Raw genomic sequence first — 17376 nt, 5'->3', positions numbered from 1 at the left:
TATTGTGACCAAGGTTGGGACGGTCTACTACTTCCCTCAATATACAAGGTTGGGTGGAGCGATAGCGTAACCCAACAAAGTATGCGTGAATGTTGGGTTCCGTTCCTCCACCCAACCTACACCAGTCTAAGTTGTTGCCTTAACTGAATTGTATTGCCTTATCTAGGGGAGAAGAGAAGTTGCTAGGAAGGTTCCTCTCCAAGTAAACTTCAGTTAAGAGAAGAATTCTGAAAATAATCCTCCTTCCTCCCCTACTTCCCCCGCCTTCTTCTACGCCCAATCTCTAGGCTGGAGAAAAACTTCTGTTAGTTCCGCTTCCGGGCTTCCAGCTTTCGGTTCGTAGCAATATTCCCAACGTGCTAAGGGTGGTAAAGACATGAGAATCGATTCTGTCCGTCCCTTAGTTTGCAAGCCAAACACAGTTCCCCGGTCGTAAACTAAATTAAATTCAACGTAACGACCACGACGATATAGTTGGAAATTACGTTGGCGATCGCCGTACTCAGTTCCTTGCCTGCGTTCTACAATAGGCAAGTAAGCAGGTAAGAAAGCCTGACCGCAAGACTGGACAAACGCAAAAATATCCTCCCAATTCCGCGTCACATTTCCCACTTTCTGGCTGTAAATTGCGGCTGGACTATCTGCTTGAGTGCCAATGTAAAGCTTACCGCTAGCATCTTGATAGTCGAAGAAAATACCGCCAATACCTCGCTGTTCTTGGCGATGTCGTAAATAGAAGTATTCATCACACCAGCGTTTAAATGCTGGATAATACTCTGGATTATGGACATCACAGGCATTTTTTAGCGTTTGATGAAAGTGAACCGCATCCTCTTCAAAGGCGTAGTATGGGGTTAAATCTGCCCCACCACCAAACCACCAAATAGGGCCAGCTTCAAAGTAGCGATAGTTGAGATGTACTGTTGGTACATAAGGATTGCGAGGATGCAACACCATTGAAGTTCCTGTGGCAAAAAACTCATGTCCGGCTGCTTCTGGACGTTGCGCCAAAATTGAAGCAGGTAGGCTATTTCCCCACACTGCGGAAAAGTTCACGCCACCTTGTTCAAACACCCGTCCTTCTCGAATCACGCGGGTACGTCCTTCTCCCCCTTCTGCTCGCTCCCAATAGTCTTGGTGAAAGCTTGCTTTCCCGTCAATTTGCTCTAACGCTGTGCAAATCTCATCCTGTAAGTTCTGCATGAATTGCTGCGATCGCTGCCGTGAATCCTTGGGTATTGTATTGGTAGGTGATATCAGCAATTCTGTGTGATTTGGAGATTCTTGCAGAGAATTATCGGAATGACGACCCATGTTAAAACCTCTGAAACTTTGAGTAGGGGTAATTACTATTGCTTAATAACTCTATAGTTATCGAGTTAAAATAAAGCAGAGAATTTTCAAAACTTAATAAATTCACTCAACCCAACTCCTCAAAGCTTTTCCGCTTTTACTTTGTATGAGGCATTTCCAACTTTGTTGAAGAAATATGAAGAGTGTTAGCCAAAGAATCACGCTGATCATAACTTGATGGCGATGATTTTATAGTAGAGGAAATTGGCAGCACTAATATATAAAGTTGAACAAATGACTCCCACCCAAGTACAGCAATTGCTAACAGAGTAAATAACTTTGTTGTGTCATCTTATTCTCTGTTTTTAAAAGTTTGTGACGACTATTAGCTTATATGTTTAATTACTAAAAGTTTCGGAATTTTTTCCTTAAAGTTTGACAGTGATTTGTTTTAACCTCAACTTGAATGTATTATTGGAAAAACATTGCCAAATTAGGTACAAGTTGATAAGTTCCGCTTTTAACGATGATAGACAACCCCAAATATATTAAGATAAACGGAAACACCTTCCGACCATAGCGAATTAGCACCGAAGCCATGAAAGGGTTGCGAGTGAGGTTGTAGGAGAGAAAACACCACATTCCAATTGCTAAATAGCAAATACATACAATTACTGCCAAACTAGGAACATTGCTGCTAGCAAATAAAGGGACATAAATACCAATATTATTTCCGCCATTGGCAATGGTGACAGCAGATACACGGTAGGTTTGAGGATCTTTGAGGGTTGCGAATAATGTTTTTTTATGGCGTTGAGATTTGACTGAACAATCAAAATTGACTGATACAGCTTGTAAACTATCTTCTTCCTTTTCCTGATTCATCAGATGGCTGATACCAATTATTATTGGCAGAATCCCTAGTAATCCAACCCATGCTTCTGGAAGAACTAGACCACCGAAAAAACCAGGGAGACTAGCTGTTACCAATATAGTAAATCCCACAAATTCACCAATAATAATATGTTTTGGGCGAAAGGCATGATTCACCTTGCCAAAAAAAGCTGTCAAATATAAATTATCGTCAAATGTTGTTGCAAAAGCCACAGATATTGCAATCAATGATGTACCAATTAGCCAATCCATAGTCTTTTACCAAAATGGTTGAGGGGAATTATTTCCGTAAATAATTTGAAGTACAAATGTAATTGTGGTCTTCGACAGTTAAGCTTATTAGCTTATAAACTTAATATTATGTTTTGGCTTAGATAAGAGCAAATACTCTTTTTTCTTAAAACGATAAATTGAATTTATTAAATAAAAAACCAGGTAATTCTCATACCTGGTTTTGATCTAAGGAAGATATTAATGTTTATGAAAAAGAGTCAGAAGACAGAATTCAAAATTCAGAATTCCCCATGCCTGAAGTCAGGGGTTTCAGTAAGTTTAATTAGATTTTGGCTTAATTAGTCATGTGTCCTATTTTTGCCCTGCACCAATGGCAACAGGTTCACCAAGAATTTTGGCAAATCTTTGTAAATAGAAGTCCACAGGGTTTTCTACCGCTTGAATTGAGGAGCGATCGCGCACCAGATCCCACCATGTCTGCAAATGAGTTGTTTCTGCTGGTAGTGTGAACTTGCGGAAGTGTTCTAAGAGTGGTAGACGTTCAAACCAGGGATAGAAGCTGATGTCAACTAGGCTGAACTGATTTCCTAAGAAGTAATCACCTTTACTTAATCCTTCTTGTTCAAGATATAGCAACGCCTCTGTAAACTCTTTTCGTCCTTGTTCTTGTTCCTGATGATCTTTACCACGGAGAAATTTGTTAAAAGCCGGGACAAACCGAGTATTGGCGTAGTCTATCCAGATACGAGCGATCGCTTTATTTGCAGGGTTATGGGGTAACAATGGTGGTTCAGGGAAAGCTTCTTCTAAATATTCATTAATAATCGTAGATTCATAGATAATTACATCCCCATGTTGGATAGCTGGAACTTTGCCATAGCGGGAAATCTGTATGTAGCCATCTGGTTTGTTTTGTAAGTCAATTTCTATTGGGGTGAAATCAATACCTTTTTCCAGCAAGGCTACACGGGTACGTTGCGAGAAGGTAGAAGCTTTAGCGAAGTACAGTTGTATGTTGCTCATAAAATCCTTTCCTGGTAATTACCGTGAATGCAGACTATGTAAAATTGCACAACTCAAACTAGAGCAATAAAACAGAAGCTAGATGTGTGGATTAGTGCAGTTAAATAATTTGACTCACAGGTATCTACGTCTATTAAGTGATATATTACACTTTATCGGTCGAGTTAACGTAATTTAGATATTATACAGTCTTCCAAAAAATATGTATACCTAATTATTAGTGTAGCTAAATAAATATTTAGACATAATCAAGCTGATCAAGAAAGAGGTATCATAATGTACTCGAAAGCTGACTCTAATAGGCAGATCCGTCTTGGCTTGCTAGTCCCAGCAGGTAACACCACGTTTGAGCCTGACTTTCACGCTGCTTTTTCCAGTCAAGTCAGCATTCATAGCCATCGTGTAATTGCTAAACACCTGCACGCCTATGAGAGCTATGAATCAATGGATGACATTAATGAAGAGGCTGTTAGGGAAGTAAGTAAACTAGCCAAAGCCAGAGTGCATTTTGGAGCATACGGTTTCACAACAGCAACATTTTACCGAGGGCGAGTTTTTGCTGAACAATTACGACAACGTTTGACACAGGTGCTAGGAGTACCCGTTGTTATTCCGGCTCTAGCTCTATTAGAAGCATTGCTACATCTCCAGGTGAAGAAAATTTCTGTAGTCACCCCTTATACAGAATGGAACAACCAAACGCTAAAAACATTCTTAAATGAAGCACCTTTGGAAATAATTACGTTTAAAGGTGATGAACGCCCAAAAGAAGTAGCAAAAACTAATTACCTTTGGCATCAGTCGCCGGATGAAGCCGCAGCTTTTATCAAAGAGGTATCTCACCAAGGTGCAGACGCTATTGTGTTGCCCTGTACAGCATGGAGAACATTTGAAGTAATAGAAGAATTAGAAGCAGATTTAAATATCCCCGTAGTTACGGCAAACCAAGCCACAATATGGAGTTTGGCAAGAAGAGCTGCTATTGAATCTTCACTTTGTCCCAGGGGAACACTCTTTAATATTTAGTCACAGATAAACGACGAATTGATGTCAACCATAGTCGATTAAGAGAAAGATAAGTGCAAACAGAACTGGTGATGCGATATATCTATGAGTATTGGAGTAAGTATAAAATTGAAATATTTCCAGAAATTAATTGCTTGCCATCTGATGTGTCTCCAAATATATTAACTTTGCTATTTGGGGCAATTGTTGCATGAACAGCACCGAACCAATGATACACACAACACCACCCAAAATCAGCGTATTTGGAGCTTTCAAATAATGTGCCAGAGTTCCTGCTAACAAGTTACCAAAAGGAGCCATACCCATAAAGCACATCGCGTAGAAGCTCATCACTCTACCTCGTTTGCTATCCTCCACAATAAATTGCAGCACTGTATTACTAGCAGCTACCTGAAGCGTAGAACTCCAACCGACCAAAACCAAAGCTAACTGAGAAATCCAGAAGACTTGAGAAACAGAAAAAAAGATGAAGCCAACTCCCATTATGGCTGGACAAAAGGCGATAATTCTTTCTAAACCCACTACATTGTGACGAAAACTCAGATAAACACAGGCAAACACCGATCCCATCGCTGCTGCGGCTGTTAAAAAGCCCAAGGTTTCCGATCCTCCGTGCAGAACTTCTACTGCAAAGATGGGTAAAAGTGTTGTATAAGACATACCTACTAAACTAGCTACTGCTAGTAACAGCAGGATAGAACGGACAGGTAGGAAGTTATAAGCATATCGAAACCCTTCTTTTAGTTTCTGCCAAGTATTACTCGTCTGTATTTCTACTATTCTGGGTGTAATCTGCATTGCTGAGATTGCCCAGATAGCTACAAGATAGCTGAGACTATCGTAAAGAAAACAGAATCCAGCGCCAAACTGAGCAATGAAAATACCACCAAGGGCTGGGCCAATCAGACGCGCACCATTGAGGAAAGCTGCATTTAAGGCAATGGCATTTCCCATCAGTTCACGGTTAACCATATCACTAACAAATGCCTGACGTACAGGAACATCTAAACCCTTCAAAATGCCCAAAAAAGCACTCAAAATCAGTAACGTCCAAAAATTTGCCCAACCCAGAAATGTGATGACTGTCAAAATTACAGATAGAGAAATACCCACAACCTGAAGTAGTAGTAAAAGGCGATGACGGTTGTAGCGATCGGCTAAAATTCCTGAAATTGGTGCTAGTGCAAATACTGGCAATTGTCCAAAAAATCCTGCCAACCCCAACAGTAAAGCCGAATCAGTTAATCGATAAATTAGCCACAAAACCGCTACTTGTGTCATGAAATTACCTGTCATCGACAAGGCTTGTCCAGCAAAGTAGAGGCGATAATTACGCGACCTCAAGGCAGGTAGCTCAAGAGTCAACTTGAATCCCAATTTAGATAATAATTTCATGAACTTAAGTACAAAATTTCACAAGCAAAGACTCTGCGCCCCTCCGCACTGACTTTGTGTACCTCTGCGTTTAAAACTTGTTTCAACGCAAAGAAACACAGAGATTAGCACAAAGGTACGCAGAGGGTTTCTCAAGATAATTGGCTATTGCCGCAAAAATTAGACTGTTACTAATTCCTGGGTTGCAACTAATGACTCAGGTTTTACCCAAATCTTATCTAACCCACCACTAAGGAGCCGATATTGCTGGTTGGGATCTTGTTGTGGGTAATCCATGCGTTTGTGCATTCCTCTAGTTTCTTGACGTTGCAAACCACTGTTGTACATCCAACGAGCGGTAGCTACCATTGCCGCAGCTTCCCGCGATCGCACAATTTGCTGATCATCTGGTGTATGACTGTTGCGGATTTCTTGCCAGAGGTCATCTAGCCTTTCTAGGGATGCGCTTAAACTTGTAGCAGTGCGGAAAAGGTTGCGATCGTAGGGGAAAACTTCAGCTTGAGTTGAGGCGATCGCTTCATCTGGTGAAAATGTACCGTTACCTTCACCATGTAATCCCGCTTCCCCCACACCCTGTACACTGCATTGACTGGCGTATTCACCCAAACTCAACGCATAATTAGCAGCAGACTGTCCAGACCAATAGCCAGAAGACATTGCCCAAGCTGCATTATGACTACCTCCACCCGTAAAGCCACCACAAATTAATTCTCTAGTAGCCGCATCTCCCGCCGCGTACAGTCCATTCACTGAGGTAGCACAGGTATAATCTGCAATTCTAATTCCACCAGTACCGCGTACAGTTCCTTCCAAACGCAGAGTTACAGGGAATCTTTGCGTAAAGGGGTCAATCCCAGCGCGATCAAAAGGAACAAAAAAGTTAGGCTGAGATGCGCGCATCCAGGCTTTTGTTTGCTCATCCATGTTTTGATCCAGACGTGCATAAACTGGCTGATTCAGCAATGTTTTAGCAATCACAGAACGACCGCGCTTAGAACCTGCACCCTCAATTACCGTCCCATCTTCGTATGTGAAAGAAGCCCAATCATAATAACGAGTCTTCGTTACAGAAGAAAAAGCCGGGGAAATTGCATAGGCATTAGAAAATTCCATACCAGAGAAATCAGCACCCGCCTCAGCCGCCATCAATAAACCGTCCCCTGTCAGGACATTGCAACCAAGTGCCTTACTCAAGAAAGCACAGCCACCTGTAGCAATCACAACCGCCTTGGCTCGGACTTTCCAACGTTCCCCAGATTGACGATTGATACCCTTAGCCCCAGCCACAGAGCCTTCTATATCTACCAACAACTCTAAAGCCGGACTGTGGTCTAAAATTTTTACACCTGCTTGCTTAATTTTTCTCCGCATAAACCGCATATAATCCGGCCCTTGCAAGGAGCGACGGATCACCTTTCCATCAGCATCCACACTGAAAGGGTAACCCTCATCTGCCAGAGAGTTAATGTTGTCATAGGTGCGATCTAAGACCCTAGTCATCCAATGACGATCCGCCAGAAAGCCTCCCATCCCTTCCCGACTCGCCATTGCAGCTTCTCGCTGTTCTGGATCTGGTGGAACATACCATACACCATTTCCAGACGCGGCGGCTGCACCACTTGTACCGCAGTAACCCTTGTCTACTAGAACAACTTTTGCCCCACTGGTTGCAGCACTCCAAGCAGCCCAAGTACCAGCCGGTCCACCACCAATGATTAATACATCGGTAATTAAATCTATATGAGAAACATCTTGACGGATATTCATGAAATTTACTCCTTAGATATAGTAAGCAGATTTCTCATTTTTTAGCAGCCGATGTGCGCTCTTTACCCCAGCCGACATTTTTTCGATAACTGCCAAGTAACCCAGATGCGATCAAAGTTTCTTCATCCACTGGTACTGATTCCTCAGCGTTAGGATCAACATACAGTGCATCTACAGGACAGTACAGTTCGCACATATAACAGGTTTGACAATCGCTCTGGCGAGAAATTTTCGGCGCACCCCCTGGTACTGCATCGAACACATTAGTAGGACAAGCAGTAACGCAAAGATTACATTTAATACATCGTGATTCACTGACTAATTCAATCACATTGCTACTAACTCCCTCTTGACAACTCCTTTAGCAAGTCATTGCTCTGACGCTCACAAGCTTTCACTCCTGAATTTATAAAGAGGAGTATTGTTAAGTCCGCCAGACATAACTAGCCCAATTCATTCGTGCATAAGTTTTAGAAGACCTGAAAGGCTTGTTTATCAGGTAAGACAAAGACCGCAAAAAATACTCATCACCGACCGATTTATCGGAGATTGACTTAGCAGTATTGCACGGTGCTAGAGAAAATTCAAGTCTTTAGCCATTAAAATATATGATTAACTAAATTTATTAAATACTAACAGTTAGTAAGACTAAGTTTACTTTGATACTTCGTACTTGACTTGGATGCGTAGGCCGTCGTAGACATCGCTCAAACCTACCTTGACATTCTCCGTCAACCCCCCAGTGCTTGGACACAGGAAATAGAATTGCGTCCTTGGGGAGAAAAATCTTGAACAAGAATTAGTATCACTCCTACTTGATTTTTATAGTTGTTTGTGAGAAAGTCTATTTTAATAAAATACATTAAATCGATAGATTTGCTGTAGTTAATATTTATTGGCAGACAGATAGTCATAGAATCAGTGTTATTTAACACTTATTTGTCACTAGACCTGCCTTAAAAATAGGAACCAGGGAAAGAATATCTTTATACGTTCCTTGTGAATTCTATTCATGAAGTAAGAGTGCAAAAGTCTTCCTTTGGGACTTGGGGTGGAACTCTTAAATAACATTGTCAGCAACACCAAATTATTTATGCAAGAAGTCTATTAATGATACCAATTTGAAAAAAGAATGCGACAAATAAAGCATATGTAGAGACGCGATTCATCGCGTCTTCACCCAATGATATGTTGCAATCATTAATTGAATTGGTATGAGTAGCGGTAACTGATGCTATTGTGACTACCAAAGTTAGCATCTGTAAAATCACAGAATTGATATCAAATTCATTTGCTCACCTATTTTTTATTGATGGGTGTAGTAACTTATTTTGTTCAGATGTATAAACTTGGTTTTGCCAAGAAAACTGTCATGTCTCAAGCCAAATTAAGACCAACAAATAACTAATAGGAATTTACCATGCACCAACCATTTGAACCACAAAGACGAAAACTTTTACAAGGATTATTAACATATTCAGCCTTAGGATTATCTGGTTTTGCTGCCCCGATAATTGGAGACATATTACAAGCCAATGCTCAGACAAAACGGTCAGGAGTTAATACTAAAATAGTACGAGTGGGTTATCAAACTTCTGGAGATTTAGTCAAAATCAAAAAAGTTTTAGAACCACGACTTAAATCTATCGGTGTGGATATAGAATGGACACCATTTCCGGCGGGACCCCAACTGTTAGAAGCTATGAATGTAGGTAGGGTTGATATTGGTTCAGTGGGAGAAACACCACCAATATTTGCTCAAGCAGCAGGTGCGCCACTGGTGTATATCGCTGGACGCAAACCCAGTAAGGGTGAAGGTAGTGCGATCATTGTCAGAAAAAACTCACCTATTAAGCGAGTTGCAGACCTCAAAGGTCAGAAAGTAGTTTTTCAAAAAGGTTCAGCATCACACTATCTACTTGTCAGTGCTTTAAAAGAAGCAGGTTTGAAATTTAAGGATATTCAAGCCATCAGTTTAGCGCCTGCGGAAGCTCGTGATGCCTTCCTGCAAGAAAAAATAGATGCGTGGGTAACATGGGACCCCTTCTATGCTTTTGTGCAGAAAAATGCTGGCGCTCGCACTTTAAGAAATGCGGCTGGAATTGCTACTCAAGGTGGGTTTTATCTATCACGGCGCGAATTTGCTGTCCAAAATCCTGAAGTGGTGAAGGTAATTTTAGATGAGATAGACAAACTAGGACGATGGGCAGAAAGTAACCCTAAAGAAGTAGTGAAAATTCTGGCTCCTGAACTGAAGCTGGAACCGTCACTTTTAGAAACTGTGGTGCGCCGACGCACTTATGGATTAAGAAGACTTACTCCTTCTCTAGTTGCTGAACAACAGCGCATTGCAGATTTATTTTACGCAGAGAAGATCATACCGAAGAAAATTGATATTAGACAGGCATTACTTACTTCTCAACAATATGCAGCGATCACGCCTCAGCGTATTAGTGGCCGATAGAAAAATCTTGGCATTTTGTAGTTTCTATCCCCTAGCGATCGCACTTTACTTCAAAAATATATACCATAGCAATGAAAATACCATTTCTTGATCAACGGCGTAAATTCTTTAAACAGCTTGTACAATATTCGGCATTAGGATTATTTGCTTTCTCAACACCCCTAGTAGGTAGCTTATTACAGAGTACTCAAGCCCAAACCCAACGAGGATTTGTTGCCAAGGAAATCAACCTAGCTTACCAAACTTCTGGTGATATTGTTAAAGTCCGAAAAGTTGTAGAGCCACGGTTTAAAGCTTTGGGTATCAAAGTGAATTGGGTAGGGCCATTCCCAGCCGGGCCGCAATTGATAGAAGCAATGAACGCAGGTAGAGTTGATATTGGTACTGTGGGAGAAACACCACCGATATTTTCCCAAGCCGCAGGCATCACAGAAGTTATCTACATTGCTGGACGCACTCCTAGTCGGGGTCAAAACCAAGGTGTTGTAGTAAGAGCTGATTCTCCGATTAAAAAAGTAGCTGATATTAAAGGGAAAAAAGTTGCTTTTCAGAGGGGATCAAATGCACATTATTTACTAGCAAAAGCTTTACAAGAAGTGGGCTTAAAAATTAGTGATGTGCAAATTGTTGGTTTAACTCCATCAGAAGCTCGTGATGCTTTCATTCAAAACAAAGTGGATGTTTGGGTAGCTAGTGACCCATTCTTAGCTCTGGTGGAAAAAATTATTCCGATTCGCAATTTGAGGAATGCAGCCAAAATTAACACATTGGGTGGATTTTACCTCGGCAGACGTAGATTTGTCACTCAAAATCCTGAATTGGTAAGGGTGTTTTTAGAAGAAGCAGACAAGGTAGGCGAATGGGCAGAAAAAAATCCCACTGAAGTTGCTAAGGCTTTTGCACCGGAACTGAAATTGGAAGTATCAGTTTTAGAAAAGGTAGCACGCCGACGTACTTATCGCTTAAGAAGACTCTCACCTACGATTATTGCTGAACAACAACGGGTAGCTGATTTTTACTTTCAAGAAAAAATAATTCCCCGCAAAATCAACATAAAAGATGCACTACTACCCCCACAATTATCGGCAGCAATTACACCCAAGCGTCTGAAATGATTGCGATCGCATCTCTGATGAATTAATTGAGCGATTGGTGCAAAATTTATTTTCACTAACAAATGGGCGGCATTTTTCTCAATCGTCGCCTTGCCATATTCCTACAAACTTCAATAAATAGAGATTAATCCTATGCAACCAGATGACAATTTTGATCAACCTTCTCAAGCAGATATACAAGAGCAGAAAGAAACGACAAATCCTCAATCTCGTGGTAGTGGAAAAAGACGTGGCAGACTTTTTGGGCGAGACGGTGTTAGTAGACGTTTATTTCTTGGTCATGCTGGTTTGTTTACTGCTACTAGCGTTGTGACTGGGATGATCGGTTCGTCTTTCTCTGGTTCCAAACAGGGAGATATTGCACAAGCTAGAGAAATTGCTCAGGGTAGATATCGCGTTCGAGATTTTAACTATATAAAGTTTCGTCAGCAAGCCTTTCAAGTCCGCCTCCAAGCAGCGCAAAATAATCGGCAAATTGACATCCCACCCCATCCTACCAACGGCGATGAGGAACGCTATGCCAACAAAATTGCTACAGACACGAGGGGATTACCACACGATCAAAGAGGTGAAGTTGATCTGCAAGCTTATGATTCTTTGATTAAGGCATTAACAACACAGAACCCAGATGACTATGAAAAGATTATTTTGGGTGGTACAAGAAAGTTAGTGAATCCTCAAGGGCCGTTGGCAATTAGTTTAGAAGGAATTAATGCTTCTCAGATAGCAGTTCCACCGCCACCAACCCTAAATAGTGCCGAACAAGCGGCGGAGGCGATTGAACTCTACTGGCAGGCTTTATTAAGGGATGTGCCTTTCAGTCGATTTGCTCAAGATCCGAATGTCGCCGCAGCGATCGCCGAACTCAATAGCCTACCGGAGTTCCGGGGGCCAAAACAGAACGGTTTTGTCACTCCGCAAACTTTATTTCGTGGTAGCGTTATCTATGTTGATCAGCGCGATCGCTCAGGTAGGACAACAAAATACGTTACTCCTCCAGGAGTGCTGGATGGCCCCCACATTTCCCAATTTCTGTTGCGGGAAATTCCTTACAATACTCAATTCATTTCACCCTTGATTCGTACTGCTCTAGCTGGTAGGGACAATGATTTTCTCACTAATTACAATGAATGGCTAACTGTCCAGAATGGAGGTAGTTCTGGCAAGTCCATTAAGTTCGATCCCACACGCCGTTTTGTTTTCACTGTTCGTGATCTGAGCGAACTATCACGCATTGGTGGGGCTTTGTTCTTTGGAGCTTTGTTAATTCTCAATAGCATTAGCGCACCGTTAAATCCAGGAAATCCCTATATCAACTCCAAAACTCAAGTTGGTTCTGCTGCTACCTTTGCATCGGCACATTTCCAAGCCTTACTCAACTTAGCTCCCTCACGGGCAATCAGAGCTTCTTATTGGCAAAAGTTTTACGTACATCGACGTTTACGACCAGAAGCTTATGGTGGATTGGTTTATAACAACATTGTCAATGGAACTAGTTATCCGATTAATTCCCAAGTCTTCAATTCCACAGCCTTAGCTCGCACCTTCAGCACTTTTGGTACTTATTTGTTACCCCATGCGTATCCAGAAGGCGCACCATTTCACTCTTCTTACACTGGTGGTGCTGCTTCGATTGCGGGTGTGCAAGCTACGTTGTTGAAAGCCTTTTTTAATGAGAATTTTGTGATTCCCAATCCTGTAGAACCTGATCCCAATGACCCCACCAAACTAATTCCCTACAGTGGCCCAGCTTTGACAGTCGGTGGTGAGTTGAATAAGCTGGCGACGAACTATTACATCGGTCGTGGTCATGGCGGTATTCATTGGCGTTCCGATGGTGCAGCTGGCTTAGCGTTAGGTGAGGAAGTTGCTATCAGTATTCTTAGAGATGAAAGACTGGGATACAACGAACGGTTTAATGGTTTTACCTTCACCAAATTTGACGGTACAAGAGTGACTGTCTAAATCCAAGGGACTTTTTCTCACGGTCTTCGCTGTTCTCCATACTCCAATTAGCAACAAAAACCAGTTAAGGGATGAGACTTGATTTTCTCTAAATACTTGTGATACTCTGCCTTCATCTATAAATTACAGTTACTTGATAGATTAACCGTAGTTTGTACATACACAGTGTGCATCAAATGGGAATTAGCCCTTATGCCGAAAGATTGGTATGAATGGCACGACCTCTACAACACTGAGCCAAAATTGCAGCAGCGTCTAGAAATCGTGCGGGAATATATTGCTTATAGCTTAAATGCCTTACCAGATGGGGCTATTCGGATAGTGAGTGTCTGTGCGGGTGATGGGCGAGATTTACTAGGAACTTTAAAAAACCACCCCCGGATAAATGACGTATACGCACGACTTGTTGAACTCAACCCCCAGTTAGTTGAACGTGGACGAGCGACTATAGAATCATTGGGTTTAGCCAAGCAAATTGAGTTGATCAACGGTGATGCAACTCTTGCTACTAACTACGTAGGAGCAGTACCCGCAGATATTGTGATTGTGTGCGGTGTCTTTGGCAATCTGGCTGAGGAAGCAGAACTCAATCGCTTACTAGATAACCTGAGTTTTCTGAGTAAACCAGGTGCTTTTGTTATCTGGACTCGTGGACACTCTAATGGTATTCCCTACTCTGACAATGTGCGGAAAATTTTAAGTGCATCTGGATTTGAGGAAGTTAGCTTTAACCTAACAGCCACGGGAGATATGGGCGTAGGTCTTCATCGATACCTCGGTGAAAATTTACCTGAACCCAAAGAGCAACAGTTATTTGTGTTTTCGGGCGTTCCTAGAGCAGCGAGGTAAAAATGTCTATTCAAAACACAGTGTCAGGTTGGGAAGAACTTTTAGCAACTGCTAGAAACCATACTTCTGCGCGTCGGGTCAAAAGGCCAGGGCAATCTCCTTCTACTGCACCCATCCCCAGTAGTTTACATAAACTCCCGCCAAATACAGAACCACCAGTCCTGCTTTACCGAGATACTAATTCCTGGTGTCCTTTCTGCGAGCGAGTTTGGTTCGCACTGGAAGAAAAAGAAATTCCCTTTGCTACAGAGTTTATTGATTTAAGTAACAAACCCAAATGGTATACCGATTTAGTTCCGACAACGCTTGTCCCAGGGGCAAAAATTGAGGGGAAGTTAGTATATGAATCCAAAGATATTCTCTTGGCTTTAGAAGAAAAGTTTCCTCATCCTTCCTTATTACCAGAAAATCCAGAGGAAAACGCTGTTGCTAGACAGTTGGTTGAGGAGGCGGATACTAATGGTTTTAGGAGTATTGCTTTCAGATTCTTGAGAGAAGCGCCTGTAGATGTTGATGAGTTGGCAAAGTTACAGGCAGAGTTTGAAGCTCAGTTAGATGAACTTGAGCAAACTTTGGCGAAGTATCCCGGCCCTTACTTTGTTAGTACATTTAGCTTGGTAGATATTATGTATAGCCCTCATCTGGATAGATTGGCGGCTAATTTACCTGTGTATCGGGGGTATCACATCAAAGGAAATCCGCGTTTTCCTCGGATTAATGCTTGGTTTGACGCACTGAATCAGCATCCTGCTTATCATCGGGTGAAGTCGGATAATATTACCAATAATTTACTGTTGCGTCGCCGATGGGGAGTGGAACCCATTGGTAATCCTCTACCTCTGGATGTGGCGGATAGTGAGAAAATTCAATATAGAGCCGAAGCAGCTGAGAGATTGAGCGATAATCGGGAAGTGGCGATCGCAGATATTATCAAAAACTCTGGAGTCCAAGCACTAGCGGCAGATGGTGACTTTACCACAGTTAAAGAAGCAGTTGATTTTCATTTGCGACAACTGGCTGATTTTTTACTTCATGGTAACGGTGAAACTTTAGCGGGTGGTCGGACTGGTGGTAAAAATAGCACTGTTGATCCTATTTTCGCTGCTGTGGGGGCGATCGCTTTTGCATATTTGAGAAATCGCATTTGCGCTCCTCGTGATATGAGTGCTGGTGCAGCAACGGCGTTTCGAGCGGCAATTGATAAATTGTTGGCTTCTGTTTATTAATTTTGTGGGCGTTGCTGATGATCAAATTACCTCACGCAGAGGCGCAGAGAGTAAGAGAGTTTCATGCTCGAATTTAGCAAAGCTCAAATTTATCAGGAGGGAAGGAAATTGCTAACAGCCTATAGGGAAGATGAACTACAACTGAGCGCTGATGTATTGGTAATTGGCGGAGGCCCTGCCGCAGCATGGGCAGCCTGGTCAGCCGCATCCCAAGGAGCCAAAGTCATCATTGTTGATAAAGGTTTTCTGGGTACGAGTGGTGCGGCGGCGGCCAGTGGTAACGGCATCATGGCTCCTTCTCCAGAGAATTGGGAGAAAGTTGGAGCCGAGCGTTATCGCATCGGGAAAAACCTCGCTAACTTACGTTGGATTGAACGGGTTATCGAAAAAACTTGGCTGAGTTTGCCTCTGGTGGAAAGTTGGGGCTATCGTTTCCCTAAAGAAGATGGGGAATCTGTGCGTCAGAGTTATTATGGCCCTGAATATATGCGGGTGCTTCGCAAAAACCTCTTGCGTGTTGGTGTGCAGATTCTTGACCAAAGTCCTGCCTTAGAGCTTTTATTAGCTGATGACGGCTCGGTGGCAGGTGCAAAAGGTATACAGAGACAACATCATCGTAGTTATACCGTTCGTGCTGGTGCAGTAGTCTTGGCTAATGGCGGTTGTGCATTCTTGAGCAAAGCATTAGGTTGCAATACTAATACAGGTGATGGACTGCTGATGGCAGTAGAAGCTGGTGGCGAACTCTCTAGTATGGAAGCTTCTAATCACTATGCCATCTCGACGGCTTTTAATGCGACGGTAACTAGAGGTGTTCCCTTTGGTTGGGCTAGTTATAGCGATGAAGCGGGTAATGATCTCGGTGGTTATGTCAATGGTCGTCGTGATCCTTCTTTCCTACCTAATGCCCTGCTCAAAGGCTCCGTTTATGCTCGTTTAGATCGAGCTACGCCTGAAGTTAAGGCAGTGATTGAAAAATCTCATTTCATTGCTTTTCTACCTTATAAAAAAGCTGGTATTGACCCCTATACAGAACGAGTGCCTGTGACACTGGTTCTGGAAGGGACAGTCCGTGGGACAGGTGGAATCAGGATTGTGGATGATACTTGTGCTACAAAGGTTCCTGGCTTATATGCGGCGGGTGATGCTGCATCACGGGAGTTTTTAGCCGGTTTAGCTTCTGGGGGTGGCGGCCCCAATGCTGCCTGGGCAATCTCCACAGGGCAATGGGCAGGAGCAGGGGCAGCTGCTTTTGCCAAGAGTTTGGGCGCTCATCCTCATGAACGGGTGGCGCGTCCGGCTGGTCAAGTGGGATTGCGCTCATCTTCTCCTACTTCCGCAACATTCGATAACGAGGCGATTGTGCATGGTGTACAAGCCCAGATGTTTCCGTTGGAGAAGAATTACTTGCGGTCTGAGCAAGGACTTTTAGATTCCCTTGCTAAATTAGAAACGCTGTGGCAGCAAGTACAAGGAAACCCCAAACAAGATACAGTCCGTGATGTAGAATTTTCTCGTCGAGCAGCTGCTCTGACGGCTGTAGCACGATGGGCATATTTTAGCGCGTTAAACCGCGAGGAAACACGCAGCGAACATATTCGCATAGATTATCCCGAAACCGATCCAAATCAGCGTTATTACCAAGCTACAGGCGGTTTAGATAAGCTTTGGGTGAGGCGTGATTGGATTACGGATGCTCCTACTAAACAACCAGTAATCACTACTCCCACCACATCATCTGTATCAAAGTTATAGCAGGAGCAGGTCATGATTGAGCTTGTCAGCCATAAACTCTGTATCAATTGCAATTTGTGCGTCCAAGTTTGTCCTACTAATGTCTTTGACTCTGTACCTGACCAACCACCCATAATCGCCCGCAAGGAAGACTGTCAAACTTGTTTTATGTGTGAGGCATATTGTCCTGCGGATGCGCTCTATGTTGCACCCCAATCTCATACAGATATGGAAATCAATGAGGATGATTTAATTGAAAGTGGCATCATGGGTGAATATCGTCGCCTCTTAGGTTGGGGATATGGTAGAAAAAGCAATAGTGAATTGGATACAGCTCATAAACTGCGCCAATTACCCCGTCCTTATCAAAGTTAATTTGGGTATCTAGGGA

Annotated in this window: 14 protein-coding genes; 8 read left to right on the top strand and 6 right to left on the bottom strand. The window is 42.6% G+C overall.

The features are described from left to right. Positions 1-270: 270 nt before the first annotated feature. The 3 genes from hemF to ACM5QX_RS05015 all read right to left on the bottom strand — a co-directional run bounded on the left by hemF (position 271) and on the right by ACM5QX_RS05015 (position 3444). Positions 271-1314: an oxygen-dependent coproporphyrinogen oxidase gene (gene hemF, locus ACM5QX_RS05025; RefSeq protein ID WP_414752641.1), complete on the bottom strand. Its 1044-nt coding sequence runs from the start codon at positions 1312-1314 to the stop codon at positions 271-273. A 450-nt stretch (positions 1315-1764) separates the two neighbouring features. After that, positions 1765-2439, bottom strand: coding sequence for a cadmium resistance transporter (locus tag ACM5QX_RS05020; protein WP_414752640.1), 675 nt, complete (start codon positions 2437-2439; stop codon positions 1765-1767). A gap of 333 nt (positions 2440-2772) precedes the next feature. Next, entirely contained in the window at positions 2773-3444 is a 672-nt protein-coding gene (locus ACM5QX_RS05015; protein ID WP_414752639.1) for a glutathione S-transferase family protein, read from the bottom strand. 276 nt (positions 3445-3720) lie between these two features. On the opposite strand from ACM5QX_RS05015, the gene ACM5QX_RS05010 reads away from it, so the two are divergent. Continuing rightward, positions 3721-4470, top strand: a complete 750-nt coding sequence (locus ACM5QX_RS05010) for an aspartate/glutamate racemase family protein (RefSeq protein WP_414752638.1) — start codon at positions 3721-3723, stop codon at positions 4468-4470. Positions 4471-4596: 126 nt separating this feature from the next. Here ACM5QX_RS05010 and ACM5QX_RS05005 read toward each other — a convergent pair whose 3' ends face one another. The 3 genes from ACM5QX_RS05005 to ACM5QX_RS04995 form a co-directional block, all read right to left on the bottom strand. Beyond that, positions 4597-5865, bottom strand: a complete 1269-nt coding sequence (locus ACM5QX_RS05005) for an MFS transporter (RefSeq protein ID WP_414752636.1) — start codon at positions 5863-5865, stop codon at positions 4597-4599. 159 nt (positions 5866-6024) lie between these two features. After that, on the bottom strand, positions 6025-7632 hold the full coding sequence (locus ACM5QX_RS05000) for an FAD-dependent oxidoreductase (RefSeq protein WP_414752635.1): 1608 nt from the start codon (positions 7630-7632) through the stop codon (positions 6025-6027). Positions 7633-7666: 34 nt separating this feature from the next. Continuing rightward, positions 7667-7963, bottom strand: a complete 297-nt coding sequence (locus ACM5QX_RS04995; RefSeq protein WP_414752634.1) for a 4Fe-4S binding protein — start codon at positions 7961-7963, stop codon at positions 7667-7669. Between the two features lie 1089 nt (positions 7964-9052). On the opposite strand from ACM5QX_RS04995, the gene ACM5QX_RS04990 reads away from it, so the two are divergent. The 7 genes from ACM5QX_RS04990 to ACM5QX_RS04960 all read left to right on the top strand — a co-directional run bounded on the left by ACM5QX_RS04990 (position 9053) and on the right by ACM5QX_RS04960 (position 17360). After that, positions 9053-10096 carry a sulfonate ABC transporter substrate-binding protein gene (locus ACM5QX_RS04990; RefSeq protein WP_414752633.1) on the top strand — a complete coding sequence of 348 codons (1044 nt, stop codon included), beginning with the start codon at positions 9053-9055 and terminating at the stop codon, positions 10094-10096. Positions 10097-10167: 71 nt separating this feature from the next. Continuing rightward, positions 10168-11211 (top strand): aliphatic sulfonate ABC transporter substrate-binding protein, encoded by a 1044-nt coding sequence (locus tag ACM5QX_RS04985; protein WP_414752632.1) that lies wholly within the window; start codon positions 10168-10170, stop codon positions 11209-11211. Positions 11212-11343: 132 nt separating this feature from the next. Then, positions 11344-13176, top strand: coding sequence for a vanadium-dependent haloperoxidase (locus tag ACM5QX_RS04980; RefSeq protein ID WP_414752631.1), 1833 nt, complete (start codon positions 11344-11346; stop codon positions 13174-13176). A gap of 192 nt (positions 13177-13368) precedes the next feature. Further along, positions 13369-14025, top strand: coding sequence for a class I SAM-dependent methyltransferase family protein (locus ACM5QX_RS04975; protein WP_414752630.1), 657 nt, complete (start codon positions 13369-13371; stop codon positions 14023-14025). 2 nt (positions 14026-14027) lie between these two features. Then, positions 14028-15251, top strand: a complete 1224-nt coding sequence (locus ACM5QX_RS04970; RefSeq protein ID WP_414752629.1) for a glutathione S-transferase family protein — start codon at positions 14028-14030, stop codon at positions 15249-15251. 63 nt (positions 15252-15314) lie between these two features. Next, positions 15315-17006, top strand: coding sequence for an FAD-dependent oxidoreductase (locus tag ACM5QX_RS04965; RefSeq protein WP_414752628.1), 1692 nt, complete (start codon positions 15315-15317; stop codon positions 17004-17006). Positions 17007-17018: 12 nt separating this feature from the next. After that, the gene (locus tag ACM5QX_RS04960) at positions 17019-17360 is read left to right on the top strand and encodes a 4Fe-4S binding protein (RefSeq protein ID WP_011321658.1); all 342 of its coding nucleotides are present in this window, start codon (positions 17019-17021) and stop codon (positions 17358-17360) included. Positions 17361-17376 lie beyond the last annotated feature (16 nt).

Origin of the sequence: Anabaena sp. CCY 9910, assembly GCF_963920875.1 — a bacterium.
In the GTDB taxonomy this organism is placed as follows: domain Bacteria; phylum Cyanobacteriota; class Cyanobacteriia; order Cyanobacteriales; family Nostocaceae; genus Trichormus; species Trichormus variabilis.
This window is presented reverse-complemented; position numbering and strand designations above follow the sequence as displayed.